This is a genomic window from Flavobacterium eburneipallidum, assembly GCF_027111355.2.
GTDB classification, from domain to species: Bacteria; Bacteroidota; Bacteroidia; order Flavobacteriales; family Flavobacteriaceae; genus Flavobacterium; species Flavobacterium eburneipallidum.
Genome location: NZ_CP114291.2, coordinates 2,978,155 through 3,004,883, shown reverse-complemented (window position 1 = coordinate 3,004,883; position 26,729 = coordinate 2,978,155). Strand labels below are relative to the sequence as shown.

The following is a 26,729-nucleotide window of genomic DNA, read 5'->3' as shown; positions in this document are numbered from 1 at the left end:
TTATTCAATAATTATTTTTTTCCAAGTTTTATCATTTTCTTTTTTTAATTCAATCAAATAAACTCCTTTTTGTAATTTTTTTAGCGATACTTCAACAGACGTAGCGTTGTCTTTTACATCAATAGTTTCTACTAATGCTCCTAATTGAGAATATACATTGATTTGGTTTAAACCTGTTTTCGTTTCCACATTAAAATTTCCATTCGATGGATTAGGATAAATTGACGAACTATTTAAGCTAAAATCTTGAATTCCAAGAGTTGTAGATAAGGCAACACTTGTATTATAACCACGATTTCCTCCTCCGTGATTACTCAATCCGTAACTTGCAGAACCACTTCTTGCCCAAGCAAAATCTATGGTAGCATTGTTATAATTAAAGGTATAATCATTTGCATCTCCTGTTGAAAAATTTCTTTCTGCAATTATAGTTCTAATTCCAGAGGCAACTGTATTTGAGGTTACTGTCCAATTTTGTGTTGCATCTGTAGTAGGTGATGAACCAACTCCATTTTGATTTGCATCAATTAATGTTGTAGCGTTAGTATATACTAAATCTTCTCCAGATTCCATACCACCGCTTGCTCCAAAAGCACCAAATTGCAAGGCAAACCATCTGTCTGAAGGTCCTGTAAGACGAAGAGTCGCCTTTGATGTGGTGTTGTTTAAAGTTAAATTGGCAGTCATATTGCTTGATAAAGTAACGTTTCCGGTAGATTTTTGCTGGGCAAAAGAGATGATACTAACTGCTAATAGCGATAAAAGAGTAATTTTTTTCATAAATTATTTATTTTAAAAGATTGATTATTGGTTCATTTTCTGAAAAAACGGCATATTCAAAAGCCGTTTTTCCTTTATTGTCTTTGATGGTTTTGTCGGCTTTGTATTCTAAAAGCAATTGGACTAATGGAGCATTTTTGAATTGTACAGCTAACGATAATGCTGTTGTTCCATTGGTATCCGTTGCATTTGGATTGGCTTTGTTTTCTAATAATAATTTTACTAATTCAGGTTGATTTTTGTATGTCGCAGCCATAAGTGCCGTTCCCATACCTGAATTGTAGTTGAGGTCTTTTACGTTTTCTATTAAAAATTTGGCAACAGGAATATTACCTCTGTAACAGGCAAGAATCAATGGACTTGATTGACTTTCGTTGACAGAATTAATCAAATTTGGATTGGATTTATTCAAATTTTGAATTTCTGTCAAAGTACCGCTTCGTGCAATATCAAACACATTTTTTTCTTGTGCAGTGCTAATAAAAAAGCAGAATAGTGTAGTAAGTAATAGTAGTTTTTTCATTATATATTTTTTAATTGGCTCCCAAAATAAAATTCATTGTAACTTTCACATTATCGGCAATTTTTCCTTTTACCAAACTTGGAATTTCAATTTTGTAATCTTGTGGTTTAACTGAAATAGCACTTGAAACTAAAATTTTAGGACCACTTAAAGTAAGATTGATTTTGGTTTTTACTTTTTTAGTAACGCCGTGAATCGTTAAATCACCTTCTAAATCATAGCTGGTTTTTGTTGCTGATAAATTTTTGGCATCAAAATTTAAAATCTTTCCTTTGAAAGTCGCTTTGGGAAACTGGGACGATTCCATATAATTTTCATTGAAATGTTCTTCCATTAACGGTGCTTTGAATTTGAATGCTTTAATCAAAGTCAAAGCCACAAAATCGCCCGTTGCTTTATCCAGAATACAAGAAGTGGTTTTGTTTGTCGCAGCAACTTCTTCAAAAGCTGGCATCGATGCTTCAAATTTTACTTCTCCTGTTCGGGTCATCATTTTTTGCGAAAAAACTAGATTTCCTGCCAATATGAACAATGCTGATACTATTATTTCTTTCATTTTGTGTGTTGTTTATAGTTTAATTTTTATATCCTTCTTTTTGCCAAAGTATAATCATATCAATGGTCTGGCGTGGCATAGCACCTGATCTAGGCATCACACTTCCGCAAGCTTGAGTTTGATCTATTCTACAAATTAAATTGCCGTTTTGGGTAGCATCTTTTACTTGTGCATAAGTGGTTAAAGCTGGAAATTGCCCACCTACAGAATGACAACTTGTGCAATTTGTTTTTATCACAGCTTCAATATTTGCTGAATAAGTAGGTGAGGTAGAGACTTCTTGTTCAGAAATATCTTCGTATGTCCTAGAAGTACAAGAAACCAAAAATGAAGTACAGACAAATAGTAATAGTTTAATCGTTTTCATATTTTTAACTTAAATAGTTTTTGTTTTTTTAAAAGGTTCTGTACATATTAAATCCAAAATAAACCTTCCCTTTTGTCCAATCTCCTGAAGCTCCAGAAAAAACTGCTACATCATTCATCGGCTGACTATTAGAGAATACCAATTGAAAAACGTGTCCTCCAGTTTCGATATCTAAACCAAGCGTTAGTGGGTTATGATAAGGATTGGATGCTTTTTCGGAAGTAATTACACGAGCAGCATATTCCAGATTAAGACTCATTCTTTTGGCCACTTTGTATCGTAATCCTGATGCAACAGAAAATACATTTTGCTGTTCAACTGTATCGTCGTACAAGTTTTTATATACATTAATAAGTCCTAATTCTACTGAAAATTTTTCGTTGACTTTTCTCGAAACTAATAATTGAGTACTAAAAGCCAATCGATCCGTAAATTTTATATTGGGATACAATTCTTTTTTTAATGCAGTATTAATATCCATCGTATTATAACCTACAATCGTAACAGGAAATCCATTTACTTCCTGATTTGCCATTTTGTATTTGGCAGTTAATTCATAGATTTTATTGTGCGTTTGTCTAGAAGCACCAAAGTTTAACCAATTGGTTACACCATAAATTCCACCAAATTTGGTCATCGCTTCGTCCAATCCAAAGAAATTATCCAATCCGTTGGATAAATCGCCAAATCGGTGAGAAACTAACATATACCATTCGCCTTTTGCAGCTAATTTTGTCGATTGCATATTGCCAATTTGCAATGCTTTAAAAGCGGCTGTTTCAATTTGTTTTTCATTTGATTTAACAGAGTCCAATTGACTCAATAAATCCTCTTGAGCAAGTAAATTTCCCGTAAAAAAGCACACTAGCATAAAGCTTAAAAAATTCCTCATTTCTATTGTATTAATCATTATTTATTACTGAACATTGGTCTAATTTTAATTCTGCCATCAAATCGTCATAGCCTACAACTCTTCCTTTTAGCGTAATTTTTTGGTCTTTTTTGATAGAAGAATCTAAATCTTTTAAATCGCAAATAATGGTATTGTCGATAATGACTTGCTTGCCGTTTATTTTGCTCACAATTCCATTGATAGCGATGGCTTTTTCTAGGTATTTTTTGTTTGATTTTTCAATATCAGAATTAAATTCACGGGTAATATTTTTAGAAGTAACATTAAAAACCGCTTCTTCAGACGAAAGGTTTCTGGCGCCACCATAAAGGGTGTAGTAGTAAGCTGAAACTCCTAAAGCGATTATTATTAAAATTGTTAATACTATTTTTTTCTTCATTTTTATTAGTTTTTGATAGAATTCAATAGTAAAACAGCCTTGATAAAGATTACCCTACCAATGAATTATTGTTTTTTGAAAAAAAATGAAAATTTTAGTCCTAAAGGAAAAGTTTTGGATTAAAAGGAAACTCTAAAACTCATATTTGGAGTTCTTTGCAACGAAAAAGTTTCGACTTCCTCGATGGCATTGGTTAATGAGCTTATGCGATAATATTCGCTAATTTCATTTTTCCTGTTGAAGATGTTAAGGATAGAAACGCCTAATTTGTATTGAATTCCATTGGCAGTTTCCCATTTGTAAGTGGAAGAAAGATTGACTTGTGTAAAAATATTCAAATTGGTATTGTTCGGGGTGTTATAAACTAATACAGGATTTGATGCGTCAATTTGGGAATTATCTGGAGAAGTTTTTGGTCTGCCAGACGACCATTTAGTTCCTAATGCAATTTTGAAATTATTTTTCTCATAAATTCCAGCCCAAGAAACATTGTGTTCCATCTGGAAATTGTTCGGAAAAACAGGTGGCTGATAGCCCGAAAAATAATAATTATTGTTGTTGTACGTATAATTAATCCACGTCAGAAAATGGTTCATCTTTTTTTGAACTAGAATTTCGGTACCAAAAACTTCATAATCACCATTTATTTTGATAAACTCCAATTGGTTCTGAAAACCTTGGCTAGCGCTTGTAATTCCGCTTACTTTTTTATAAAAATTTTCTATATCCAGCAACCAGTCGTTTTTTTTGAAGAATAAATTCAGCGATATTTGTCGGCTTCTTTGAATGGGAATTGTAGTATTGTTGGAGAGAATCCAGCGTCTTTTTTCGATACCAAAATAATCTTTTTGCAAATCAATAATTTGTTGCATATTTTGACTTTTTAGTTCACCCAAAATTTCTAGATTCCAATTCTTGTTAATCCTATAATTCAATTGTAATCGAGGTTCTAGAATAAATTTTTTGAATTTTTCGATGTAATTAAATCGAGTTCCTACATTCAAATAAAGTTTAGAAAGGCTGTCGTTATATTTGCTTTCCAAAATCAAAGCGTGGGTTTTTAAAACCTCTTTTATTTTTCGATAAAAATTAGGATTGCTTACTTGCTCTAAATTCGTAACACCAATCTCATTGTACTGATAACCATTGTTAAAACTGACTTTTGAATTGATACTATGATTGTTTTCGATATTGATTTTATTATCCTGAACACTATTTTTTTGAATTAGCTGTAAGCTTTCATTGGTCGAATTTTTGTCAGCCAAAAGTTGATAAGAAGAGGTATATACATTGATTTTTGTCGTATTGAAAGGATTCCAGTTTCGTTTCCATAATAAATTTCCGCCATAATTTTGTTGACGTAAAATGTTGTTTTCGGATTGGGAAGCACTTTCGAAACTGGCAGTTTGAAAAACTTTTAGATTGTCTTTTATAGTTATTAAATCTAGGATTAGTTGGTCTTTTTTGCCTATTTTTTGAGCATATTTAATAGTCGTATCATAGAAATCAAATTCTTTATCACTTTGATAATCTACGCTTTGTTTTTTAGAAAAATCGGTGATTGTAGTGTTTTGAAATACTTTGTTGAAATATTCTTTGTAAGTAGGTGTTTCTACAAAATCTGTGATGGATTTTCGTCCTGAAATTTCAATATAGCTCTTTTTAGAGAGATTGTATTTGGTATAAACATCTGCATTAATCATATTGATTCCTGCACTAAAAGTGTTTTTCTCGGGCATTTCTGGCGTAGAGGAAATAGCCACTACGCTGGAAACACTTTCGCCATAAAAAGCCGAACTTCCGTTTTTATAAATTGAAATCGTATGTGCCAAATTAGGATTAAAAGCTGATATTAAACCAAAAAAATGTCCCGTTTGATACATTCGTATTCCATTCCATAAAAACAAATTTTGGTCGTGTGTACCTCCACGAACATTGATACTTGCCACACTTTCGTCAATGCTATTTACTCCAGGAATTTGTTGCATTGTCTGCAAAGCATCGGGTTCGATAAGTCCAGGAAGAATTCCAAATTTTTTGGGTTTAATTTCAAACGACCCATTACTATTTTTGGAAATTCCAGAAGCCAAAATAGCATTGGCTCTAATTTCTTCAAGCATCGTAACTTCGGGTTCTAATAGTATTTGGAGGCAATTTTTATAGTCAATTTTTGAATGCAGAAATTTTTGTGGCATAAATCCAATATGGCTTACTGAAAAATCATTTTTAGATTTTTTTTCAAATTCAAAGTAACCGTTTGAATCTGTTGCTATTTGGATATTATTACTTAAATGAATGTTTGCGTTTTCAAGAGGTTTTCTATTGGTATTCGAAAAAACATAACCACAAATCATTTGAGATTCATAGTCTTTTTTATAAATAGTAATGAACTTATTTTCAATATTTTCAAAAGACAAATTGGTTTTTTTAGCAAGATATTCTAGTTTTTGCTCTAAAGAAAGTGATTTTTGTGGAGGTGTTATTTCTAGGTTTACAACATTTTCTTCGGTGTAACTAAAACTAACCTGATGTTGTTGTTCAATAGCAATTATGATTTTTTTTAAAGGCAAAACTTTTCCTTTGTCTTGAGCGAAAAGGTTCAGGACAAAGAAAAATGAAAAAAGCAAAAAATGAAATTGTTTTGAGAGAAGCATTTATTTTTCTTCAAAAATTATTTTATTTTTTGAGACTTTTTTGGCTTCTAAATTATAAGTTGTACCAATAATTTGTAATGCTATATCTAGGTTTTTAGTGGGGAGTTTTCCTGTAAATAGAGAAGATGTATCTTTTGTATTTAATTCAATCGTAATGTTATATTGTCTTTGAACTTCGTCTAAAAGGGTTCTGATATTTTCTTTATTAAAACAGATTTGGTTCTCCAGCCATTCTGGTTTCAAGGCATTTATTGGAATGTTAATTTGTTTTCCATTTTCAAAACTAACGCTTTGTCCGTGAGTTAAAATGATTTGTGTATTGGCATAATTCACTTTTACACGACCTTCATAACACATTATATCAAATCTGTTTTTTCTAGCTTTAACATTAAATTGTGTTCCTAAAACAGATACTTTTCCAAGATTGGTTTGTACTTCAAAACGTCTGCCTTTGGCAACTTTAAAATAAGCTTCTCCTTTTAGTTCCAAATGTCTATTATTCTTCCAGTTCCATTTTTTATAGTTTATTTCAGAGCCAGAATTTAGTATGACTTCAGAATTATCAGGTAATGCAAAAGTTGTTTTTTCTCCAAAATTGGCTGTTTGAGTTTGTGGTACAAAATTCTTGAAAGCAAAAGTAATTCCAAGTGCCAGAACAAAAATAGCTACCGCTTTGAATGCCCATTTTTTGTACAACGGAATCACTTTTGGAGTTACTTTTTTCTGTTGCAGAATATTGGATAACATAGCATTTTCATCCAAATCATCTATTTCTAAATGAGCGGTGTAGCTTTTTATTTTCTGGTATTTTTCGAAATCTGGACTTGCTTCAAATTCGGCTAATTCTTTGTTCGATAAATCATCGTTGAGCCATTTGGCTAATAAGCGATTATTTTTCATTGTATTGGTAATTATATCATTAAAACAATTGGAATTCAATTTCCCCTACTTTCTTTTATAAATCAATTTCTTTGCGTAAACTTAACAAAGCCAAATGAATACGTTTTTCTACAGCTTTTACGCTAATATTCAAATTTACAGCAATTTCGCTGTATTTTTTTCCGTCAATTCGATGCATTAAAAAAGCAATACGTTGTTTTTCGTTTAAGTTTTCGATGGCTTTCAAAAGTTTGGTTTCAAATTGCTTTTCTTCCAAAATATATTCGGGACTTTCGTTGGTTTTATCTAAACCTGTGAAGTTTTTTTCGTATCTTAAAACTACTTTTTGATGTGCAATTTGGTTTAGACTACTGTTATTAGCAATGGTGTAAATATAGGATTTTGCTTTTTCTAACGGAACCGAAGCACAGTTTTGCCAAAGTTTGATAAACGCTTCTTGTGCTAAATCTTCTGCCTGATTGAGATTGCCAAATTTATAAAAAAGAAAATTTCGAAGTCCCTTGATATGACTTTTAAAAAAAGACGAAAAAATAATTTCATCACAAGTTTTGGATTCGGGTATTTTTGGCATTTATTTTTAATTTTTACTTTGTAAAAGTATTTGTTTTAAGTATAAGTAGGGTAGAAGAGAATCAAATTGTTTTATAGTAGTGTAGAATAAAATTTATTACCAGAAAAATTCAGAAATCTAAACAACAATTTGTTAAAAACCAGTCTTCCTAAATTTTATTACCTTTGTAAAAATATAAATATGTTTCGTTTTAAAAAATATTTATCACTAATAGGACTGCTATTCTTATTCTCTTGTCAAAGTGAAATAGAAGAACAAGATTATAATGCACAAGAAACCATTATCAATTCTTCTCCTTTAATTTCTTATTTGCAAAGGGTTGCTATGGTAAAAACAGTAGGCGATAATATGGTTGACCAATCTAGTTATTGCACCATAAAATTGCCTTATACCGTTACGGTAAATAATTCAGCTATTAGCCTAAATACAACAGCAGATTACCAAAAAGTATTGGATAATATCAATGCCTATACTACGGATAATGATATTGTAAAAATAGATTTTCCGGTAACAATGGTGTATTACAATTACATAGAAAAATTCATTCCCAATGAAGTTGATTTTAATTCACTAATAGCGTATTGGAATCTTTATCCTGATCTTTTATCTAAAATAAACGGTTTAAATATCAATTATCCGATTACCATTAATATTTACAACAGTGCCAATCAAATGGCAAGTTCAGTAGTAATAGCGAGCGATCAGACCTTTTTTAATTTCATAAAAAATTTAACGGCGAATCAGTATATTTCCTTAAATTATCCTATTTCTGTAACAGATTATAATTATCAAAATAAGTCAATTGCAAATAACATTCAATTTGAAAATGCTATTAAAGATGCTATTGATAATGCTCCTGAAAACAATATAGGATCATTAGATTTTACAGAAGTTATTACAAAAGGGTATTGGCAAATAGCTTCATTTTATGATAAAACTGAAAAAGCATCTACATATAATGATTATGTATTTGTTTTTAAAAGTAATAAATCTGTTGTTGCAACAAAAGGAGGTAATTCAGAAACTGGGCAGTGGGAAACTAAGATAGTGAATGGAGTGAGAGAATTTAAAATAAATTTTAGTTTCAACTTACTTTATCAACTAGAATGTGATTGGGAATCCTTTGAATTCAATAATTCTCTTATACATTTGCGAGAAGTTGATAATACTAATAATACAAAATATCTTTATTTTGAAAAAAAGAAATATTGATAAACGATAATTCAGTAATAAAAATAGGCATTAACATTAAACCAGTTTATTAAGCTGGTTTTTTTTATTAGAATAATCTCTAAATTTTACAACTTGCTAACTTTGTGACTTTGCAACTTTAGCTTATATTTGCAACTTCAAAAAAAACAATACTATGTTCGATAATTTAAGCGATAAATTAGACAAAGCCTTTCATATACTAAAAGGACACGGAAAAATTACAGAAGTAAACGTTGCCGATACCTTAAAAGAAGTGCGTCGTGCCTTATTAGATGCCGATGTTAACTTTAAAATTGCCAAAGATTTTACCACAAAAGTAAAAGAAAAAGCAATTGGTCAAGACGTTTTAACAACACTTCAGCCGGGACAATTATTGGTAAAATTGGTCAAAGACGAATTGACTGAATTGATGGGTGGCGATGTAGCAGGAGTGAATCTATCTGGAAATCCAACTGTTATTTTAATGTCAGGTTTACAAGGTTCTGGAAAAACTACTTTTTCTGGAAAATTGGCTAATTATCTGCAAACTAAAAAAGGGAAAAAACCACTTTTGGTGGCCTGTGATATTTATCGTCCAGCAGCGATTCAGCAATTGTATGTTGTTGGAGATTCAATAGCTGTTGAGGTATATTCCGAACCAGAAAATAAAAATCCTGTAGAAATTGCTCAAAATGCTATCAAACACGCTAAAGCAAATGGGTTTAATGTTGTAATTGTGGATACTGCGGGTCGTTTGGCGGTAGATGAAGCCATGATGACCGAAATTTCGAATGTTCACCAAGCCATCAAACCACACGAAACCTTATTTGTTGTCGATTCGATGACAGGACAAGATGCGGTAAATACAGCAAAAGCGTTCAATGATAGATTAAATTTTGACGGTGTAATTTTAACCAAATTAGACGGTGATACTCGTGGAGGAGCTGCTATTTCGATTAAATCAGTAGTAAACAAACCCATTAAGTTTGTTGGAACTGGCGAGAAAATGGAAGCGATCGATGTGTTTTATCCGGATCGTATGGCGGAACGTATCCTCGGAATGGGTGACGTTGTGTCTTTGGTAGAAAAAGCACAAGAGCAATTCAACGAAGAGGAAGCTAGAAAAATCCAAAAGAAAATCGCTAAAAACGAATTTGGTTTTGACGATTTCTTAACCCAAATTCAACAAGTGAAGAAAATGGGGAATATGAAAGATTTAGTTGGAATGATTCCAGGAGCTTCAAAAGCGATGAAAGATGTCGAAATTGAAGACGATGCTTTCAAACATATTGAAGCGATTATTCATTCGATGACACCAATCGAAAGAAGCAAACCAGCAATTATTGATGTAAAAAGAAAAGCCAGAATTGCCAAAGGTTCAGGTACGAAAGTGGAACAAGTGAATCAATTGATGAAACAGTTTGACCAAATGAGCAAAATGATGAAGATGATGCAAGGTCCAGGCGGAAAAAACATGATGAAAATGATGGCTGGTATGAAAGGCGGAATGCCTGGAGGTATGCCGGGAATGAGATAATTTTGAATGGTTGAAATAGTTTAAAATGGTTTAACATTGTTTAAGCTCTCGAACTTTTAAACAACTCTTAAACCTTTAAACACTTAAACTTTTAAACAAAGTAGAAATGCAAATACTAGACGGAAAAAAAACATCGGAAGATATTAAAAACGAAATCGCTGCCGAAGTTGCAAGAATGAAAGCAGATGGTCAGAAAGTACCTCATTTAGCTGCAGTTATCGTTGGAAGTAACGGAGCGAGTTTGACTTATGTGGGTAGCAAAGTAAAATCGTGCCAGCAAATAGGTTTTGAATCTACATTGGTTGCTTTGCCAGAAAACATTTCCGAGGAAGAGTTATTGGATAAAATCAAAGAATTGAACGAAGACGACGATTTGGATGGTTATATCGTTCAGTTGCCTTTGCCAAAACACATTAACGAGGAAAAAATCCTAATGGCGATTGATCCTGACAAAGATGTTGATGGTTTTCATCCAGCTAATTTTGGAAAAATGGCTTTGGATATGGAAACTTTCTTGCCAGCAACTCCATTTGGAATTATGGAATTGTTAGAGCGTTATAAAGTAGAAACTGCTGGAAAACACACCGTAGTTATTGGACGTAGCCACATTGTAGGTCGTCCTATGAGTATTTTGATGAGCCGTAAAGGAAATCCAGGTGATTCAACTGTAACTTTGACACATAGTAGAACTAAAAATTTAGAAGAATACACTAAAAATGCTGATATAATCATCACAGCATTAGGAGTTCCTGAATTTTTAAAAGCCGATATGGTAAAAGATGGGGTAGTTATTATTGATGTGGGAATTACTCGTGTTGATGATGCTTCAAACCCTAAAGGCTATGTTATAAAAGGAGATGTAGATTTTGATGAAGTAAGTAAAAAATCTTCTTTCATTACTCCAGTTCCAGGTGGAGTAGGACCAATGACAATTGCAATGTTGTTGAAAAATACACTTTTAGCTCGAAAAATCAGAAGTAGAAAATAAAAGAATATCCCTTTACAAATAAGCCTTAAACGAAAGTTTAGGGCTTTTTTTATCTTAAAAATTGTCTAAATTTTTTAAAAATAATGTTACGAATCAATTTAAAGAATACTTTTGCAGCACTAAAAAAACAATCCTTTCTAATGGACGATTATTATTCGAAAAAATTAAATTAATGTAGCATTAGAATATTTTCAAAATGCTATTAACTTTTTATAGCATTTTATAATGAAAGCATTTTACAAAAATAATGACGGATTAATTGCAGTTGATGCCTGGATTCCAAACTGCTGGATCAACATCGAATGCCCAACCGAAACCGAAAAAAAATACCTGCTTGACGAACTTCAAATTCCCGAAGCCTTCTACAATGACATTGAAGATATTGATGAAAGACCTCGTATCGAGATAGAAAATGGCTGGACGTTAATTATACTACGAATTCCAGTAAAGAGTAATGATATAAAATTACCTTTTCAAACGATTCCTGTGGGTATTGTTTTCAAGGGAGAAATTTGTGTTACTGTCAGTTTTCATCAAACCGAAATGCTGACTGATTTTGTGGCTTACACCAAACGCAAACGGATAAATATCAAAGATAATTTCGATTTGGTTCTAAAATTACTTTTGTCTTCCAGTGTTTGGTATTTGAAATACTTGAAACAAGTCAATCAAAAAATCAAATTGGCAGAAGAAAATTTAGAAAAGTCCATTAAGAATGAAGAATTACAAGCGTTATTACAAATCGAAAAATGTTTGGTTTTCTTTATGACTTCCTTGAAAGGGAATGATATTTTGTTGCATCGCATCAAAAATATAAAATCACAAAAAGAACATTTTGATCCAGAATTATTGGAAGACGTAGAAATTGAATTGCGTCAGGCACAAGAAACCACTAATATTTACAGCGACATCTTAACGGGTACAATGGATGCTTATGCTTCGGTAATTTCGAATAATATGAATACCATTATGAAGCAAATGACTTCCATTTCTATCTTATTGATGATTCCAACTCTAGTAGCCAGTTTGTACGGAATGAATGTGCCCAATAATTTAGAAAGCAATCCTTATGGAGTAGGAATAGTTATTTTAATTTCATTTTTATTCTCTTTGTTTGGGGTGTTTTTGTTTAAAAGAAGAAGATGGTTTTGATTTTAAATTGCATAAAATTAAAATATTAAATTTTTATAAAGCCAATATACAAAGCCTGTTCAACCGAATGGGCTTTGTTGTTTTTACAATTGAAATAAAAAACTGCTATTTTTTGTTGGCTAATTCAAAATTAAATTTAACTTTGTATTACAAAGTACTTTAATTATGAATCAGAAGCACCAAGAAGATTTAACACACATCCGTTCTATGATGGAACGCTCTTCCCGATTTATATCCTTAAGCGGACTCTCTGGAGTATTTGCTGGTTTATCTGCCTTGATTGGCGGATTGTATGCTTATCAAATACTTCAATCATATGGTGTTTACTATTTTGACGGAAGGCAAAAATTGTATTCAGCAACTATGGTTTTAGAATTAGTATTAATAGCCATTATCGTTTTGTTTTTCGCTTTGGCTTTTGGAATATTTTTCACCTTACGAAAAAGCAGAAAAAATAATTTACCCATTTGGACGACTGCAACCAAAAAAATGTTATTAAATCTAGCCATTCCATTGTGTGTAGGTGGTGTATTTTGCTTGGCACTTTTATACCATCAAATCTATGTTTTAATCGCTCCAGCTACTTTGTTGTTTTATGGATTAGGATTGATAAATGCAGAGAAATACACGTTTTCAGATATTAAATATTTAGGCTTTTGCCAATTGATTTTAGGCTGTATATCGCTATTTTATCCAGGATATGGTTTGATCTTTTGGATTATAGGATTTGGTGTTTTGCATATTTTGTACGGTTTAATAGTATTCAAAAAACACAAATAAAACCATCCGAATGGGAATCATTGACAAACTAAATAAAGATTTTGAAAGTCGTGTTAGATTGGGTATTATGTCCATTCTAATGGTCAATGATTGGGTAGATTTTACCGAAATGAAAACCCTTTTGAACATTACCGATGGCAATCTAGCCAGTCATTCTTCGGCATTGGAGAAAGGAGCTTATATCGAAATAAAAAAAGAATTTGTGGGCAAAAAACCAAAAACATCGTATAGAGTGACCAATTTAGGCAGGGCATCTTTTGTCTCGCATCTCAACAGTCTGGAAAAATTATTCAAATCTAAATAACCCTTTTTTTAATCATTTACTTTGAAATACAAAGTACTTTTAAATTTTTAAATTATGAAAAAATACCATTTAATTTTCGGGAGCAGTTTCATTTTTACACTGCTATTTTACAATGAGTCAGTAGGAGTGAATCTGGCTATTTTCGGATTAGTATTGACAGGAATCATTTGTTATTTCTTTCAGGAGCGGTTTACTAGGTTGCACTTGGCTCTTGTAGTTACATCGGTTTTGTCTTGCTTGGCTTTTGCTTGGTATGGCGATTTTGTTTCTTTTTTGACTTTAGTACTTTCGGTTATTTTTTTACAGTTCAAAACACAAGAAAAACTGAAGTTGATACAAGTTTTTCCATTGATTTTCATCAACGGAATTACTTCTTTGGGAAGACCTTTGATTTTAAGACAATGGCTCCCAAAGCGAGAAATCAAAAATGACTTTGCCAAAAAACTGATTGCTTATGTTTTTATTCCAGCTTTATTTCTGATTTTGTTTTTTACAGTTTATGCTTTTGGTAGCGACCATTTCTCTTCTTTGTTTACTGATTATCGTTTGGATTTGAATTTTTTTCAACTCATTCTGATTTCAATATTTGGTTTTTATATATCGTTTACTTTTTGGAATTATTGGGTGCCAGAAACCTGTTTAGAAGTAAATCCAAAACTGCAAAATGAATTTACTGATGAAAGGAAAGTTTCGAATGAGCCTACTTTTTCGTTCCTAGATATTGATTTTGAAAGACGAAGTGGCGAAATTACTTTATGGCTTCTAAACGGATTGCTCTTGGTTTTTATCGCTACTTACAATTACGAACAATTTTTTGAAGTAATCGAAAAATCAAAATTGAGTGCTGCGACTCACGAGCGAGTAAATGCTGTTATTTTCTCTATCATTATGGCGGTTGGTGTTATTTTGTTTTATTTTAAAGGAGGTTTCAATTTTGATAAAAAAGCCAAAAACTTAAAACAATTGTCTAAAGTTTGGATTTTCCTAAATGGAATTTTGATTTTGAGTACGCTTATCAAAAACACTGAATACATTTCTTATTTTGGATTGACTTACAAACGATTGGGCGTATATGCGTTCTTATTTTTGGCAATAATTGGTTTGTTTTTCGCTTTATTGAAAATCACCAAGCAGAAAACAAATGCCTTCCTTTTCAATCAAATGGTTTGGTATTGCTACGGAATCCTATTGATTTGCAGTTATATCAATTGGGGGAATTTAGTGACCAACTATAATATTTCTGTTAATAAAGGAGTAGAACCAATGTTTTTGAGTGATTTGAATTTTAACGATGAAACTCGAAGAAATTATTTTAGCTTAAAAAAGCTGGATGGACAATATTCAGAAGTTTCAAGAGAAGAAGAGATTCTTAAACGACAAAGGGATTCTTTTCTTTCCAAGGCTTTGTATTATGAGTTTGTCAATGAGAAAAAGTAAAAATAAAAAGCCAAAACCAAGACTTTCACATCTTGATTTTGGCTTTTTTAAATAAAAGATGTTACTTCTTCTTTTGTTGTTTTAACGCCATTTCGTTATCGTCTAATTCTTGACCAAAGTCTGGCATTCCGTCTTTTGTCCATTTCAAAACACGAGCACGAGTATGACGGTTGGGATCCGTTAACGCATCGCCAATGATGTCTTTATAATCACGGGCATGGTAAATCATAATATCGGTTTTGCCATCTTCGGAAGTGGTAAAACTGTTGTGTCCTGGCCCATAGCGTTTGAATTTTTCGTTGGTATAAAATACAGGTTCTGGCAGTTTGTGCCAAGAAGCTGCATCAAGCAAATTAGCATCAATATCAGCCCAAAGTAAGCCGAGACAATAAGTAGCATCAGTAGCACTGGCAGAGAAAGTAACAAAAACTTTTCCGTTTCTGATAAGAACCGCTGGACCTTCGTTTACCTTGTATTTGTGCATTTCCCAAGGATAATCGGGTTGTGTGATTACCGTTTGAATGTCTTCTAAAGTGGTTGGACTGCTCATTTTTGCAATAAATAATCCAGTGTTATCCTTTTTAGCTCTATCCACCCAAATCATGTAGCGTTGTCCTTTGTGTTCAAAAGTCGTAGCATCGAGCGAAAAAATATTTACGTTGCTTTTAATTTGACCTTCTTCTGCCCAACTGCCTTGGGTTGGATCTTCGGATGGATTAGAGAGTGCATATTTGTGAATATCCCATTTGTTTTGAGTAGAAGCGGCTGCAAAATAAATGTACCATTTGCCTTCAATGCGGTGTAATTCGGGAGCCCAAATATGATTGCCCATAATGCCGTTGTCGTGTTTGCGCCAAACTACAACAGGTTTTGCATTTTTGATTCCGTTGATGGTTTTAGAACTGCGTATTTCGATTCGGTCGTATTCTGGAGCGGTGGCAATAAAATAGTAGGTTCCGTTCGCTGCTTTGGTTACAAATGGATCGGCGCGTTGTAAGGCTAACGGATTATCAAACTGATTTTTTTTTAATTTTTGAGCTTGTAGGCTAACGCTTATTAGCAAAAATAAGGCAATGCTTTTGCAAAGGAGTTGGTTGATTTTCATTTTTTTTGGTATAGTTTGGAATAAGTGTTTTAATTACATTTAATAGCAAATATAGAAATGTAAATTGGAATTTAATGGCTTTTGAGTGAAATTAATCTGTTAGATTGATGCAAAAGAGGCACTTGATTTCAAAGTTATTGAGTTTTTGTATCGTTTGTCATTCCGTAGGAATCTCTGCTTAATGCTATTATTCATTGCAATTTCAAAGAATGAAACTATTGGGTTGACTATTTATTAAACGAATGATATTCCTCACAGACTATGTGGATAGCTTTAAAAAAATCAAGTAAATTTTGAGAAATCCAATTTGGAGAACCAATGCAAGATAACAACATTAAGCAGAGATTCCTACGGAATGACAAACAGAACTTTAACCTAGTGTAAAAAAATAATTAGAATCTAATTTGGTTATTACAAACAAAATACATTTCTTTGTGTACTACAAAACTAGTACACTAATAAAATGTGATATTATGATACAGATTCAAAACTTAACTTTTCAGTACAAAAAGCAGGAGGCTTTGTTTACTGATTTGTCTTTCAACCAACAAAACGGAAATATTGTAGGCTTGTTAGGCAAAAACGGCGCAGGAAAATCTACTTTTCTCCAGTTGATTTCGGGATTGTTGCAACCGCAAATGGGCGAATTAATTATTAATGGTTTCAAACCCTTTGATCGAATGCCTGATTTTTTGGCAGACCTTTATATGGTTTCCGAGGAGTTTTCATTTCCTTCGATAACTATTGGGGTTTACATTAAGGCGACTGCGCCTTTATATCCCAAATTCGATTATGTGAAAATGAACAACATTTTACAGGAATTTGAATTGGATTCAAAAAATAGCCTCAACGGACTTTCGCATGGACAGCGTAAAAAATTCCTGATTGCTTTTGCTTTATCCACCAATTGCAGTTTGCTGATTCTGGACGAGCCAACGAATGGTTTGGATATTCCGTCCAAGAGTTTGTTTCGAAAAATATTGGTTAGCTCGGTAACTGATGAGCAATTGGTATTGATTTCAACGCATCAAGTAAAAGATATTGAAACCATTATTGATAAAATTGTAGTGCTGGACGAAGGAAAAATGGTTTTTAATGAATCTGTTTTTGATATCAGCCAACAATGGCAATTCAAGACGGTTACCAGTTTATCGGGTATTGAAACACCAATTTATCAGGAAAAATGTTTGGGCGGTCATCGTATCATTATACCAGCCAATGCAATCGAAGAAACCGAAATTGATATCGAATTGCTTTTTAACGCCATCATCAATAAAGTAACCTTAAAATCCGAGAGCTATGCCGTTTAATAACCACTTCAATATAAAAAGATTTAGCCATTTATTGAAACAAGATTTGTTAATCAATAAAACAAAATACGGTTTAACTATTCTTGGGCTAGGATTGATAACCTACATATTGGGTTATATGTTTCTAAAAAGTTCAATGGTAAGTATGATAAAACACGATTATGCGGTATTTCAAAATTACATCATTTGTTTTGCCTTTTTTATGATGTATGTTGGTGTTATTATTGGTTCGGCCTTTCCAGATTTGTCTGATAAAATTAAAACGAGCAATTATTTGCTCACTCCAGGTTCTACTTTCGAAAAAGTAGCACTTCAGTTCTTGATTCGAATAGGATTGTTTGTTCCAATAGCGTTAGGTGTTTTTTGGATAGGCATTCGATTGGCAAAAGCCTCTTTAATGCCCGAAAAAGTTAATTATAATTCTGTTGAACAATTAATGGATCCTGCACTAATTCCTTATTTTGATTATGTTTTTCTGATAACCCAAACAAATGGCAAAATCTGGGATACTTGGCAAATCTTATTTGTGTTTTTTGGATTGTTCTCTTATGGAATTTATCTTTTTGCAGGAGCAACTTATTTTAAACGTTATGCTTTAGCCAAAACGATTATTGCATCTGTAGTTATACTAATGGCTTCAATCACATTTTCGGTTGGGTTGTCTCATATATTTAATCCTGAAGAAACACACGGTTTCAACACTGAATTGAATGAATTTGAGATTACTAATTATTTAACTAGTATTGAGTTATTTATGGTATCGTTATCATTGTTTTCTTGGATGTTCTTTTTGGCAATAGCTTATTTCAAATTAAAAGAAAAGGAGGTTTAATATGGATTTTAAATCAACCAAAGGGATTTATCTGCAAATCGTAGATAACCTTTGCCAACAAATTTTGGAAGGACAATTGCAAGCTGGTGATAGAGTGGCTTCGGTGCGGGATTTGGCTGCCGAGTTTGAAGTCAATCACAACACGGTAATGCGGGCTTATACCAATTTGCAAGAATCAGGCATTTTTGACAACAAACGCGGCATCGGTTTTTTTGTTTCTGAAAAAGCTTTCGAACTCATAAAAGCCAATGAAAAAGCCAATTTTTTCAGTCAGGATTTACCCGATTTCCTGCTGAAAGTAAAATTGCTCCAACTCAACAGCACCGATTTAACCGAATTAGTAGAAGTAATAAAAAACAACGACAATGAAAACATCTAACAAAATATTTATCGCTTTTTTGATTTTCCTTTTTAGTGGAATTATCGCATTATATATCGGATCCAAATACTATGTCGAATATTATGATACCCATAATTTTGTAGAACAAGTAAAACCACTTCCTCCTTTTTCAGTTGTAGTTGCGGAATCTGATGCACAAATTCATTTGAGAAATGGTTCCGAAAGAAAAATTGTTCAAAGTTTTTTTAAAACAAAACAACCTCGATTTTCTTCTTTTGTGGTTCGAAATGATACTCTTTTTGTTTTTGGGGTTAAACGTGACCGTAACAAATTACCTCGAGCTCATTTTGTGGCTAATATTTTTTGTAAAAATATAAAACATTGTGTTGCTAAAGAAAAATCTCTTGTATATCTATCGGGTTATCAAGTAGATTCTGTTTTTGTAAAAGCAGAAAATGCCGACTTGGTTTGTGATAACAACAATTCAAATTATATCAAATTGATTGCTAAAAACTCTCGAATCAATTTTAGTTTTGATAAGCTAAATTCTATTGAGGTTGAACTCGATAAAACTCGACTAGATGTTAAATCAAAAAACAGAGTGAACAATATATCAGGAACTGTCAAAAATAATTCGGATGTAAAGCTTTCTTTGGATGGAAAAATAAATCTGGATGTTGATAAATCGAGTAATCTGAACATGTATGATTCTGTAAATTAAACCCAAATTCAATATTTAACATTTAATTGTAATTTTTTTCTGTATCAATGATTAAGTTTGAAGCGGGTAAAAAACTTACAATGAAAATATTATTTGCCTTATTAACAACCAAAATTAACCTATGAAAATAACTTTAAGCTTCCTTGTTCTTTTAATATGCTGCTTTTCTTCTTTTGCACAAAACACGATTACTTTAAAAGGTAAAATTCTAAAAGACAAAACTCAATCGCCTATAGAATCGGCAACCATTTATTTGATTCGTTCCAAAGATTCTTCGGTGGTTGATTATACGATTTCTGATAAAAGTGGAATTTTTAAATTAGATACCAAGAAATTAGCCGAAAAAGTAATTCTAAAAGTATCAGGAGAAGGCTATGAAGATTTTTCGCAAAGCCTAGACAAAATAAGTGCCGACAAGGATTTTGGTTCGTTGTTTTTGACCGAAAAAGTAAATGCACTCAACGAAGTTGTCATAAAATCAGTGGCACCGCCCGTTCGTGTTAAGAAAGATACATTAGAATTTAATGCAGCTTCGTTCAAGTTACGTCCCGATGCCAATGTAGAAGCTTTGTTAAGACAATTGCCAGGAGTTGTAATTGATGCCGACAAAAAAATCACCGTCAACGGTAAGGAAGTCAATCAAATATTAGTTAACGGAAAATCTTTTTTTGGCGAAGATGGGAAAGTTGCTCTTCAAAACCTGCCAGCGGAATTAATCAAAAAAGTACAAGTTTCGGACACCAAAACCGAAGAAGAAAAATTTACCAAGCAAGCTTCGACCTCGAATAATGCGAGTATCAATTTAACTATCGAAAAAGACAAAAACAAAGGTTTTTTTGGAAAATTATTGGCGGGTTATGGGACGGATAAGCGGTATGAAAGTAGTGTTTTGGCAAGTTATTTTAAGGACAAAAGACGTATTAGCTTTTTGGGTTCTGCTAATAATATTAATGCCACGGGATTTTCTATGGACGAAGTTTTTGACAATATGGGCGGCGGACGAAATAATGGTTCCAGAGCTCCAAGAGTAGGCGGGGGAAGCGGTATTATCAAGTCGAATTTGATTGGGGTGAATTATGCCGACGAATGGTATAAAAAATCAAAAAGCAACGGGAATTATTATTATACCAATATGGAGTCGGAAAATAAAAATAAGACTGAATCCTTGAGTTTGTTACCTGATACTTCCAATCGTTCTGAATCCACTTCCGATTCGAAGAGAGAAACTACCGATCATAATTTTGATTTTAATTTTGAGTCTGAAATTTTGCCTCAAACCAAACTGATGATTAGACCCAAAATCGTTAAAGGATTGAGCAAATCCTACTCGGAATCTGAAGGTAGGACTTGGAATGAAAGCAACCAAGAAATCAATAAAACAAATGGATGGAACTCCGAGGAAAGTGATAGAACTAATTTTGTAAACGATATTTCTGTTTTCAAGACCATGAAGAGAAAAGGGAGGTATTTCACAGCAAATTTTAAGAATGACAATACCAATTCTGATTCGAATTCGTTTGAAAATCGAACCATCTTATTTGAATTAGAACCAGATAAAGATGTAACTCAAGAACAAAATGTAAAATCAGCAAATAAAAAAGATTTGTTTTCTGGCAATTTTCAATATTCGGAACCTATTACCGATTCGTTGAGCATTAACATCCAACTGCTTTCAGATTGGGAAAAAAACACCGATGATAAAAAAACTTTCGATTTTGATAACACTACCAATACCTATAGTGATTTGAATGAATTATACAGTAATTTTAATACTTCTACCAAATTTCAAATTGCTCCAAAAGCGGGATTTAGCATTAATAAAAAGAAATTTAATATAAGAGTTTCAACGGGGACTTATATGATTTCACAAGATAATCATTCCCTTTATACAGGAACTTCGACTGATTTGAAAAAAAATTATATTATTCCAGATGCCTCTGTAAATGGTAGTTATCGATTTTCAAAAACGGCAGGTTTGTATTTATTCTATGATCGTCGATTTTCTATTCCAAAAGACTATCAACTTTTGCCTGTTGATGTAATTTATAGTCCTTTATATAAAGTTACAGGAAATCCTAATCTTGAAGCAGGAAAATCGCATTATGTCAACTTAAATTATTCAAATTACGATTATAAAACCCGTTCGGGATATTATATGTATTCGAGTGTAACCTATAATGATAATAAAATCATCAATTCTACGGAAATTGATGCCAACGGAAGTCAAGTTAGTTCCTACACCAATATTGCAGGAACTTACACCAGTTATTTAGGCGCAAATTATTCGAAAACCTTTAAAAAAGAAGCCCATTCTTTTGGCCTTGATTTCGGCCTGTATGCTAATTATAATTTCGATAAAGGCTATACCAACACTCAACTTTTTGAAGCTAAAACGCTTGGTTTATCGCCTACTTTACGATTGAATTATGATTATGGCGAATTGTTAAGTATCAAACCTTCGTATAATTTTAATTACAATACGACTACGTATGACAATAGTTTTCTAAAGTCAACTTCGAATAGATTTCATAATGCTAAAATTGAAATAACCAACAAATGGCCAAAAAAATGGGTTCTCGGAAATGATTTTGGGTATTCTTATAATTCTAATATTTCGCCAGGTTTCAAAAAAGATTTTTACCTCTGGAATATCAGTTTGTCATACGAATTTATAAAAGATATGACTTTCAAAATAAAAGTTTATGATGTTCTAGATCAAAATCAAAGTGCTTCAAGATACATCACACCAACTGCCGTTATCGATTCAGAAAATACAGTATTGAAACGTTACGCCATGTTTTCGTTATTATACAAATTTCAGAATTTTGAAACGAAGAAGAAATAATTCAAAGTACGAAATGAAAGGTTAGAAATACGAGGTGCGAATTACATAGGGCATTCGCTTTAAAACCGAAGAAATTCTAAATTAAAAAACACCGCTGATTCGCTGATTTTCACAACATAAATTAGATAAAATTAACACTGATTTTTGAATTAGTGCAATAAAATAGTTCTGATTTATTTTAAAATCTGCGAATCTGCAGTAATTTTCTAAAAGTGAATACCCTAATTCGTACCTCGTATTTTTTACCTCGTACCTCTTTTAAACCTCGGATCATCTCTTTTGATGAATTCGGTTCTTTTTCTTGGAGTTTCAATTTTTTCGGGCTTTGGCAAACTGGCTTCTTCGGTTTTGCTCGAAGGTTCGATTAAAGCATTCAATTCTTTTATTTCAGCATCGGTCAAATCACGAAATCTTCCCACGGGAACATCCAATGAAATATTGATAATTCGAATGCGTTTCAAAGCAGTAACTTCATAACCCAAATATTCGCACATTCTACGAATTTGACGGTTTAAACCTTGGGTTAAGATGATTTTAAAGGTTGTAGAACTGATTTTTTCTACTTTACATTTTCGTGTAACGGTGTCTAAAATGGGAACACCATTACTCATTTTTTCGATAAAACGGTCGGTTATCAGTTTGTTGACCGTTACCGTATATTCTTTTTCGTGATTGTTTCTGGCACGAAGAATTTTGTTGACAATATCACCGTCGTTAGTCATAAAAATCAACCCTTCACTGGCTTTGTCTAATCTTCCAATAGGAAAAATACGTGTTGGATAATTGATGTAATCAACAATATTATCACGAACGTCCAAGTTGGTAGTACACTCAATACCAACGGGTTTATTAAAAGCCAAATAAATCGGTTTTTCTTTTTTCTCACGGATTAACTTGCCATCAATTCGAACCTCGTCATCTGGAGATACTTTCGTCCCCAATTCAGGAACAACTCCGTTGATGGTTACACGACCTTCTTCAATGATTTTATCCGCTTCACGACGAGAGCAAAAGCCTGTTTCTCCGATGAATTTATTAAGACGTTTTAGATTTTCTTCCATAGTGCAAAAGTAATCAAATATTTTTGGTGATTTTTAAACTAATGTTTCTGTTTCAAACAAAAAAGCATACACTTTTTGATACAAATTATCATCGTGAAGTTTATGTCCCAAGCCTTTGGTTTCCGTAAATTGAACATCTTTCCAAGAGTCCGCTATTTTTTCTCCTTCCTTAAATAATACGATAGTGTCTTCAACATCATGAGCCAAGAACCCTTTTACATTAATTTTTGAAGCAAATGCAGCACCACTAAATTCGCTCAAATTCTGATTTAAAATGGCAGTATATTTATCGGATAGAGCTTTTGTCATTTTAGTATTCAAACTCAATAATTTAGTGAAGTTGTTCAAGATAATATTGAAATCACTTGGCGCACCCAGAATCACCATTTTTTGTACGTTAGGATTTTGATATTTGAATTGATAATACAAACTTGTTTTTCCGCCCATCGAATGACCAATAATATAGTTGGGTTGGTATTTTTGAACGACAATATCTATGAACTCGGCATATTTTGGAATGGTAAATTCCTTGCCACTCGATAATCCTTGGGCTGGACCATCAATAGCCACAATCGTACTACCTGATTTTTTTAAATACGGCAACAATTTTTTCCATCTGGAAGAATTGCTTTCCCAACCGTGAATGAGTAAAACTACGGTTTCGTTTCCTTTCCAGATATAAGTTTGAATCGTGTCTCCATTGTAATGAATAGTTTCAAAATCGGCACTTTGCAAGGTTTTAGGGAGTGCTTCTTTGGTGAATTTTCCTTTTCGTGGCTCACTGAAATAGCCATGAGCCATTTGAATGGCTTTTTCTGGAAATAAAAAACTCAACAGGTTAATATTGAATCCAATGGATTTGGTTAACAAAAAATAAAGTACTTTTTTCATAAATAGTTTGTTCCTTAACGACACCAAAAAATAAAAGCCTGCATAGCAGACTTAAATATAATATAAAAAAAGTCCCGATGTGTATCGGGACTTAACTATTTTTAGAATTTAGCAAAAAGCTGTTCCATTTTTTCTTTTTCTTCTTCAGCCAAAACGCTGTCAACCAAAATTCTTCCAGAATGCTCATCAGTGATGATTTTTTTTCTAGCAGCAATTTCAACTTGTGTTTGTGGTGGAATAGTGAAAAACGATCCAGCAGACGCTCCTCTTTCGATAGAAACTACTGCTAATCCGTTGCGAACGCTAGAACGAATTCTATCATAAGCAGCTAATAAACGCTCTTCTATGCCTTCTCTAAATTCAGCTGATTTTTCAGATAAATAGGTTTCTTCTTTTTCAGTTTCAGACATAATAGCGTCTAATTCTGATTTTTTATGTTTCAAGTGATTTGATTTTGTTTCTAATCGCTCTTTTGATTCAGCAATGACTGCTTTTTTATGCTCGATAGAAGCTTTCATCTCTTTAATTTGCTTTTCTGCTAATTGAATTTCCAATTCTTGAAATTCAACTTCTTTAGTTAATGAGTTGAATTCTCTATTGTTACGTACACTTTCTTGTTGTTTGGTGTATTTTTTAATAGATTCTTTGTGCTCATCAATTGAGTTTTTCTTTACCTTGATAAGTTCTTCGATAGTTTCAAGTTCACTTTTCAATTTTTCTGAACGTGTGCTTAAACCTGCAACTTCATCTTCTAAATCTTCTACTTCAAGAGGAAGTTCGCCTCTTACGTTTCTAATTTCGTCAATTCTAGAGTCAATCAATTGTAAATCGTAAATTGCTCTTAATTTGTCTTCAACACTCAATTCTTTTGTAGTCGTCATATATTCTAATCTATAAGTACTTAACTGGATTTGTATTTTCTTCTGATAAAACGATTGCAAAATTAAGGATTTTTTTCCGAAGAAAATCAACAATATAATTTTTTGTATAGCGTTCGCTTTCAAAATGTCCAATATCGGCTAAAAGTAACTGATTTTCAGCTTCATAAAATTGATGATACTTCAAATCTGCTGTCAAAAAAACATCGGCTCCAGCCTGAATCGCATTTTTTATAGCAAAACTCCCCGAACCTCCTAAAACAGCTACTTTTTTTATTGGTTTATCTAAAAAGGCACTATGTCTAATGCCATCTGCCAGCATTTTGTCTTTTACAAAATTCAGAAATTCCTTTTCTTTCATTGGTACATTTAGATCGCCAATCATTCCTAATCCAATGTTTTGATTTTTATTCTGTAAATCATAAATTTCATAAGCTACTTCTTCGTAAATATGACTGTTAAAAAGTGCTTTTATAATTTTATTTTCAAGATGTTTTTCAAAAACTACTTCTATTTTGATTTCATTTCCAGTGTGTAATTTTCCTTTCTCACCAATGACTGGATTACTATTTTCATTCCCTTTGAAGGTAAAAAAACCTTCGGAATTGAAACTACAACTATCATAATTTCCTATTGTTCCTGCGCCAGCTCCAAACAAAGCATTTCGAACTTTATCGGCATTTTCGGGAACGGTGTAAGTGATTAACTTTCGAATAAAATTCGATTTTGGAATTAGGATTTTGGTATTAGTCAAACCCAAAGCGTCACAAAATATTTTATTCACACCATTTTGATGATTGTCCAATGCGGTGTGAACGGCATAAATAGCAATATCATTTTTAATGGCTTTGATGATGGAACGCTCTACATAGTTTTTGCCTGTGATTTTTTTTAATCCTGAAAATAATATGGGATGAAAACAAACCACCAAATTACATTTTTTGGCAATCGCTTCGTCAATTACGTTTTCTAAAGCATCGTGGCATACTAAAACTCCTGTGGCTTCTAGGTTTTGATCTCCAACCAATAAACCTACATTGTCAAAATCTTCGGCATAGGCGAGTGGTGCCATTTCTTCCAGTACGGAAAGGATTTCTTTTATAATCATTTTTACTTTTTTCGAATAAACAAATTAACGAATAAAGCAGTCAACTTTAAAATGTATCCTACATGAATTTTGTATATTTGTAAATCAAAAGCAATTGTTATGACAACACTAACTATAAAAATTAACGAGAGTTCAAAAAAAGGCAAAGCTTTTCTTGAGTTTGCAAAAACCTTTTTTGATGATGAAAAGGATGTTGAAATTATTGAGTCTGGGACTAAAAATGCAAAAACTGCAACAGAAAACATATATAATCCTGAATTTGTTGCGATGGTAAAAAAAGCACAAAAAAGCACAAAAAGAACTGTGGTAGATCCAAATGATGTATGGGGAAGTTTAGGGTTGAAATAACAGATCTTGCAAAAAAGCAAATAGGACAACATTTAAAATCTGGAAACCAAGCCAGTATCAAAAAAATTGCAAAAATATTGCAAGAACTTTCTGAAACGCCATATACCGGAGTAGGGAAACCAGAAGCATTAAAGGAAAATTTATCGGGTTTTTGGTCAAGACAAATTAATCCAAAAGACAGGTTGATTTATACGGTTGATGACGATTTGGTTATTGTTGATGTCATTTCCGCAATGGGACACTATTCTGATAAATAAT

At 32.5% G+C, this 26,729-nt stretch carries 28 protein-coding genes; 14 read left to right on the top strand and 14 right to left on the bottom strand.

What is annotated here, in order from left to right; all coding sequences use genetic code 11:
• The 9 genes from OZP15_RS12670 to OZP15_RS12630 form a co-directional block, all read right to left on the bottom strand.
• A complete protein-coding gene (locus OZP15_RS12670; RefSeq protein WP_281336291.1) occupies positions 1 to 780 on the bottom strand; it encodes a T9SS type A sorting domain-containing protein in 780 nt (259 codons plus the stop codon).
• A 7-nt stretch (positions 781 to 787) separates the two neighbouring features.
• Complete coding sequence (locus OZP15_RS12665) at positions 788 to 1,303, bottom strand: ankyrin repeat domain-containing protein (RefSeq protein ID WP_269225818.1); 516 nt, start codon at positions 1,301 to 1,303, stop codon at positions 788 to 790.
• Positions 1,304 to 1,313: 10 nt separating this feature from the next.
• Positions 1,314 to 1,859, bottom strand: a complete 546-nt coding sequence (locus OZP15_RS12660) for a YceI family protein (protein WP_281336290.1) — start codon at positions 1,857 to 1,859, stop codon at positions 1,314 to 1,316.
• A 19-nt stretch (positions 1,860 to 1,878) separates the two neighbouring features.
• The gene (locus tag OZP15_RS12655) at positions 1,879 to 2,226 is read right to left on the bottom strand and encodes a hypothetical protein (RefSeq protein WP_269225816.1); all 348 of its coding nucleotides are present in this window, start codon (positions 2,224 to 2,226) and stop codon (positions 1,879 to 1,881) included.
• A gap of 28 nt (positions 2,227 to 2,254) precedes the next feature.
• Complete coding sequence (locus OZP15_RS12650; RefSeq protein WP_281336289.1) at positions 2,255 to 3,118, bottom strand: DUF5777 family beta-barrel protein; 864 nt, start codon at positions 3,116 to 3,118, stop codon at positions 2,255 to 2,257.
• A 10-nt stretch (positions 3,119 to 3,128) separates the two neighbouring features.
• Complete coding sequence (locus OZP15_RS12645; RefSeq protein ID WP_269225814.1) at positions 3,129 to 3,518, bottom strand: OB-fold protein; 390 nt, start codon at positions 3,516 to 3,518, stop codon at positions 3,129 to 3,131.
• Between the two features lie 119 nt (positions 3,519 to 3,637).
• Complete coding sequence (locus OZP15_RS12640; protein WP_281336288.1) at positions 3,638 to 6,172, bottom strand: carboxypeptidase-like regulatory domain-containing protein; 2,535 nt, start codon at positions 6,170 to 6,172, stop codon at positions 3,638 to 3,640.
• Positions 6,173 to 7,072 carry a FecR family protein gene (locus OZP15_RS12635; protein ID WP_281336287.1) on the bottom strand — a complete coding sequence of 300 codons (900 nt, stop codon included), beginning with the start codon at positions 7,070 to 7,072 and terminating at the stop codon, positions 6,173 to 6,175. It abuts the gene before it with no gap.
• Between the two features lie 55 nt (positions 7,073 to 7,127).
• Entirely contained in the window at positions 7,128 to 7,643 is a 516-nt protein-coding gene (locus OZP15_RS12630; protein ID WP_281336286.1) for an RNA polymerase sigma factor, read from the bottom strand.
• Between the two features lie 180 nt (positions 7,644 to 7,823).
• Here OZP15_RS12630 and OZP15_RS12625 point away from each other — a divergent pair, with 180 nt between their 5' ends.
• The 7 genes from OZP15_RS12625 (at position 7,824) to OZP15_RS12595 (ending at position 15,032) form a co-directional block, all read left to right on the top strand.
• Entirely contained in the window at positions 7,824 to 8,855 is a 1,032-nt protein-coding gene (locus tag OZP15_RS12625; RefSeq protein WP_281336285.1) for a hypothetical protein, read from the top strand.
• A 154-nt stretch (positions 8,856 to 9,009) separates the two neighbouring features.
• Complete coding sequence (gene ffh, locus OZP15_RS12620) at positions 9,010 to 10,371, top strand: signal recognition particle protein (RefSeq protein WP_269225808.1); 1,362 nt, start codon at positions 9,010 to 9,012, stop codon at positions 10,369 to 10,371.
• 106 nt (positions 10,372 to 10,477) lie between these two features.
• Positions 10,478 to 11,359, top strand: a complete 882-nt coding sequence (locus OZP15_RS12615; RefSeq protein ID WP_281336284.1) for a bifunctional 5,10-methylenetetrahydrofolate dehydrogenase/5,10-methenyltetrahydrofolate cyclohydrolase — start codon at positions 10,478 to 10,480, stop codon at positions 11,357 to 11,359.
• Between the two features lie 225 nt (positions 11,360 to 11,584).
• A complete protein-coding gene (locus OZP15_RS12610; RefSeq protein ID WP_281336283.1) occupies positions 11,585 to 12,511 on the top strand; it encodes a magnesium transporter CorA family protein in 927 nt (308 codons plus the stop codon).
• 165 nt (positions 12,512 to 12,676) lie between these two features.
• On the top strand, positions 12,677 to 13,291 hold the full coding sequence (locus tag OZP15_RS12605; RefSeq protein WP_269225805.1) for a hypothetical protein: 615 nt from the start codon (positions 12,677 to 12,679) through the stop codon (positions 13,289 to 13,291).
• Between the two features lie 10 nt (positions 13,292 to 13,301).
• Positions 13,302 to 13,595, top strand: coding sequence for a winged helix-turn-helix domain-containing protein (locus OZP15_RS12600; RefSeq protein ID WP_269225804.1), 294 nt, complete (start codon positions 13,302 to 13,304; stop codon positions 13,593 to 13,595).
• A gap of 54 nt (positions 13,596 to 13,649) precedes the next feature.
• A complete protein-coding gene (locus tag OZP15_RS12595; RefSeq protein WP_281336282.1) occupies positions 13,650 to 15,032 on the top strand; it encodes a DUF4153 domain-containing protein in 1,383 nt (460 codons plus the stop codon).
• Between the two features lie 61 nt (positions 15,033 to 15,093).
• On the opposite strand, the gene OZP15_RS12590 is transcribed toward OZP15_RS12595, so the two are convergent.
• A complete protein-coding gene (locus OZP15_RS12590; protein WP_281336281.1) occupies positions 15,094 to 16,137 on the bottom strand; it encodes a glycoside hydrolase family 43 protein in 1,044 nt (347 codons plus the stop codon).
• A 473-nt stretch (positions 16,138 to 16,610) separates the two neighbouring features.
• Between OZP15_RS12590 and OZP15_RS12585 the strand changes: the two genes are divergently transcribed.
• The 5 genes from OZP15_RS12585 to OZP15_RS12565 all read left to right on the top strand — a co-directional run bounded on the left by OZP15_RS12585 (position 16,611) and on the right by OZP15_RS12565 (position 22,185).
• Positions 16,611 to 17,447 carry an ABC transporter ATP-binding protein gene (locus tag OZP15_RS12585; RefSeq protein ID WP_269225800.1) on the top strand — a complete coding sequence of 279 codons (837 nt, stop codon included), beginning with the start codon at positions 16,611 to 16,613 and terminating at the stop codon, positions 17,445 to 17,447.
• On the top strand, positions 17,437 to 18,279 hold the full coding sequence (locus OZP15_RS12580) for a hypothetical protein (protein WP_281336280.1): 843 nt from the start codon (positions 17,437 to 17,439) through the stop codon (positions 18,277 to 18,279). Before OZP15_RS12585 ends, OZP15_RS12580 begins: the two co-directional genes overlap by 11 nt.
• Before the next feature lies 1 nt (position 18,280).
• Positions 18,281 to 18,658, top strand: a complete 378-nt coding sequence (locus OZP15_RS12575) for a GntR family transcriptional regulator (protein WP_269225798.1) — start codon at positions 18,281 to 18,283, stop codon at positions 18,656 to 18,658.
• The gene (locus tag OZP15_RS12570) at positions 18,645 to 19,340 is read left to right on the top strand and encodes a hypothetical protein (protein WP_281336279.1); all 696 of its coding nucleotides are present in this window, start codon (positions 18,645 to 18,647) and stop codon (positions 19,338 to 19,340) included. The genes OZP15_RS12575 and OZP15_RS12570 overlap by 14 nt, the downstream gene beginning before the upstream one ends.
• A 121-nt stretch (positions 19,341 to 19,461) precedes the next feature.
• Positions 19,462 to 22,185: a TonB-dependent receptor gene (locus OZP15_RS12565; protein WP_281336278.1), complete on the top strand. Its 2,724-nt coding sequence runs from the start codon at positions 19,462 to 19,464 to the stop codon at positions 22,183 to 22,185.
• 242 nt (positions 22,186 to 22,427) lie between these two features.
• Here the strand turns inward: OZP15_RS12565 and rluF are convergent, their stop codons facing one another.
• From rluF to OZP15_RS12545, 4 genes are all read right to left on the bottom strand, one after another.
• On the bottom strand, positions 22,428 to 23,246 hold the full coding sequence (rluF, locus tag OZP15_RS12560) for a 23S rRNA pseudouridine(2604) synthase RluF (protein WP_281336277.1): 819 nt from the start codon (positions 23,244 to 23,246) through the stop codon (positions 22,428 to 22,430).
• Positions 23,247 to 23,279: 33 nt separating this feature from the next.
• Positions 23,280 to 24,137: an alpha/beta hydrolase gene (locus OZP15_RS12555; protein WP_269225792.1), complete on the bottom strand. Its 858-nt coding sequence runs from the start codon at positions 24,135 to 24,137 to the stop codon at positions 23,280 to 23,282.
• A gap of 101 nt (positions 24,138 to 24,238) precedes the next feature.
• Complete coding sequence (locus OZP15_RS12550; RefSeq protein WP_281336276.1) at positions 24,239 to 25,018, bottom strand: zinc ribbon domain-containing protein; 780 nt, start codon at positions 25,016 to 25,018, stop codon at positions 24,239 to 24,241.
• A 10-nt stretch (positions 25,019 to 25,028) separates the two neighbouring features.
• Positions 25,029 to 26,123: a Nif3-like dinuclear metal center hexameric protein gene (locus OZP15_RS12545; protein WP_269225791.1), complete on the bottom strand. Its 1,095-nt coding sequence runs from the start codon at positions 26,121 to 26,123 to the stop codon at positions 25,029 to 25,031.
• A 99-nt stretch (positions 26,124 to 26,222) separates the two neighbouring features.
• Between OZP15_RS12545 and OZP15_RS12540 the strand changes: the two genes are divergently transcribed.
• Complete coding sequence (locus OZP15_RS12540) at positions 26,223 to 26,471, top strand: DUF2683 family protein (protein WP_281336275.1); 249 nt, start codon at positions 26,223 to 26,225, stop codon at positions 26,469 to 26,471.
• On the top strand, positions 26,447 to 26,728 hold the full coding sequence (locus tag OZP15_RS12535; protein WP_269225789.1) for a Txe/YoeB family addiction module toxin: 282 nt from the start codon (positions 26,447 to 26,449) through the stop codon (positions 26,726 to 26,728). The genes OZP15_RS12540 and OZP15_RS12535 overlap by 25 nt, the downstream gene beginning before the upstream one ends.
• The last annotated feature ends 1 nt before the right edge of the window (position 26,729 follow it).

Bases quoted from the DNA above. Each gene is read 5' to 3' on its own strand.
- OZP15_RS12670 (WP_281336291.1), bottom strand. From the start codon at position 780: ATGAAAAAAATTACTCTTTTATCGCTATTAGCAGTTAGTATCATCTCT.
- OZP15_RS12665 (WP_269225818.1), bottom strand. From the start codon at position 1,303: ATGAAAAAACTACTATTACTTACTACACTATTCTGCTTTTTTATTAGC.
- OZP15_RS12660 (WP_281336290.1), bottom strand. From the start codon at position 1,859: ATGAAAGAAATAATAGTATCAGCATTGTTCATATTGGCAGGAAATCTA.
- OZP15_RS12655 (WP_269225816.1), bottom strand. From the start codon at position 2,226: ATGAAAACGATTAAACTATTACTATTTGTCTGTACTTCATTTTTGGTT.
- OZP15_RS12650 (WP_281336289.1), bottom strand. From the start codon at position 3,118: ATGAGGAATTTTTTAAGCTTTATGCTAGTGTGCTTTTTTACGGGAAAT.
- OZP15_RS12645 (WP_269225814.1), bottom strand. From the start codon at position 3,518: ATGAAGAAAAAAATAGTATTAACAATTTTAATAATAATCGCTTTAGGA.
- OZP15_RS12640 (WP_281336288.1), bottom strand. From the start codon at position 6,172: ATGCTTCTCTCAAAACAATTTCATTTTTTGCTTTTTTCATTTTTCTTT.
- OZP15_RS12635 (WP_281336287.1), bottom strand. From the start codon at position 7,072: ATGAAAAATAATCGCTTATTAGCCAAATGGCTCAACGATGATTTATCG.
- OZP15_RS12630 (WP_281336286.1), bottom strand. From the start codon at position 7,643: ATGCCAAAAATACCCGAATCCAAAACTTGTGATGAAATTATTTTTTCG.
- OZP15_RS12625 (WP_281336285.1), top strand. From the start codon at position 7,824: ATGTTTCGTTTTAAAAAATATTTATCACTAATAGGACTGCTATTCTTA.
- ffh (WP_269225808.1), top strand. From the start codon at position 9,010: ATGTTCGATAATTTAAGCGATAAATTAGACAAAGCCTTTCATATACTA.
- OZP15_RS12615 (WP_281336284.1), top strand. From the start codon at position 10,478: ATGCAAATACTAGACGGAAAAAAAACATCGGAAGATATTAAAAACGAA.
- OZP15_RS12610 (WP_281336283.1), top strand. From the start codon at position 11,585: ATGAAAGCATTTTACAAAAATAATGACGGATTAATTGCAGTTGATGCC.
- OZP15_RS12605 (WP_269225805.1), top strand. From the start codon at position 12,677: ATGAATCAGAAGCACCAAGAAGATTTAACACACATCCGTTCTATGATG.
- OZP15_RS12600 (WP_269225804.1), top strand. From the start codon at position 13,302: ATGGGAATCATTGACAAACTAAATAAAGATTTTGAAAGTCGTGTTAGA.
- OZP15_RS12595 (WP_281336282.1), top strand. From the start codon at position 13,650: ATGAAAAAATACCATTTAATTTTCGGGAGCAGTTTCATTTTTACACTG.
- OZP15_RS12590 (WP_281336281.1), bottom strand. From the start codon at position 16,137: ATGAAAATCAACCAACTCCTTTGCAAAAGCATTGCCTTATTTTTGCTA.
- OZP15_RS12585 (WP_269225800.1), top strand. From the start codon at position 16,611: ATGATACAGATTCAAAACTTAACTTTTCAGTACAAAAAGCAGGAGGCT.
- OZP15_RS12580 (WP_281336280.1), top strand. From the start codon at position 17,437: ATGCCGTTTAATAACCACTTCAATATAAAAAGATTTAGCCATTTATTG.
- OZP15_RS12575 (WP_269225798.1), top strand. From the start codon at position 18,281: ATGGATTTTAAATCAACCAAAGGGATTTATCTGCAAATCGTAGATAAC.
- OZP15_RS12570 (WP_281336279.1), top strand. From the start codon at position 18,645: ATGAAAACATCTAACAAAATATTTATCGCTTTTTTGATTTTCCTTTTT.
- OZP15_RS12565 (WP_281336278.1), top strand. From the start codon at position 19,462: ATGAAAATAACTTTAAGCTTCCTTGTTCTTTTAATATGCTGCTTTTCT.
- rluF (WP_281336277.1), bottom strand. From the start codon at position 23,246: ATGGAAGAAAATCTAAAACGTCTTAATAAATTCATCGGAGAAACAGGC.
- OZP15_RS12555 (WP_269225792.1), bottom strand. From the start codon at position 24,137: ATGAAAAAAGTACTTTATTTTTTGTTAACCAAATCCATTGGATTCAAT.
- OZP15_RS12550 (WP_281336276.1), bottom strand. From the start codon at position 25,018: ATGACGACTACAAAAGAATTGAGTGTTGAAGACAAATTAAGAGCAATT.
- OZP15_RS12545 (WP_269225791.1), bottom strand. From the start codon at position 26,123: ATGATTATAAAAGAAATCCTTTCCGTACTGGAAGAAATGGCACCACTC.
- OZP15_RS12540 (WP_281336275.1), top strand. From the start codon at position 26,223: ATGACAACACTAACTATAAAAATTAACGAGAGTTCAAAAAAAGGCAAA.
- OZP15_RS12535 (WP_269225789.1), top strand. From the start codon at position 26,447: ATGGGGAAGTTTAGGGTTGAAATAACAGATCTTGCAAAAAAGCAAATA.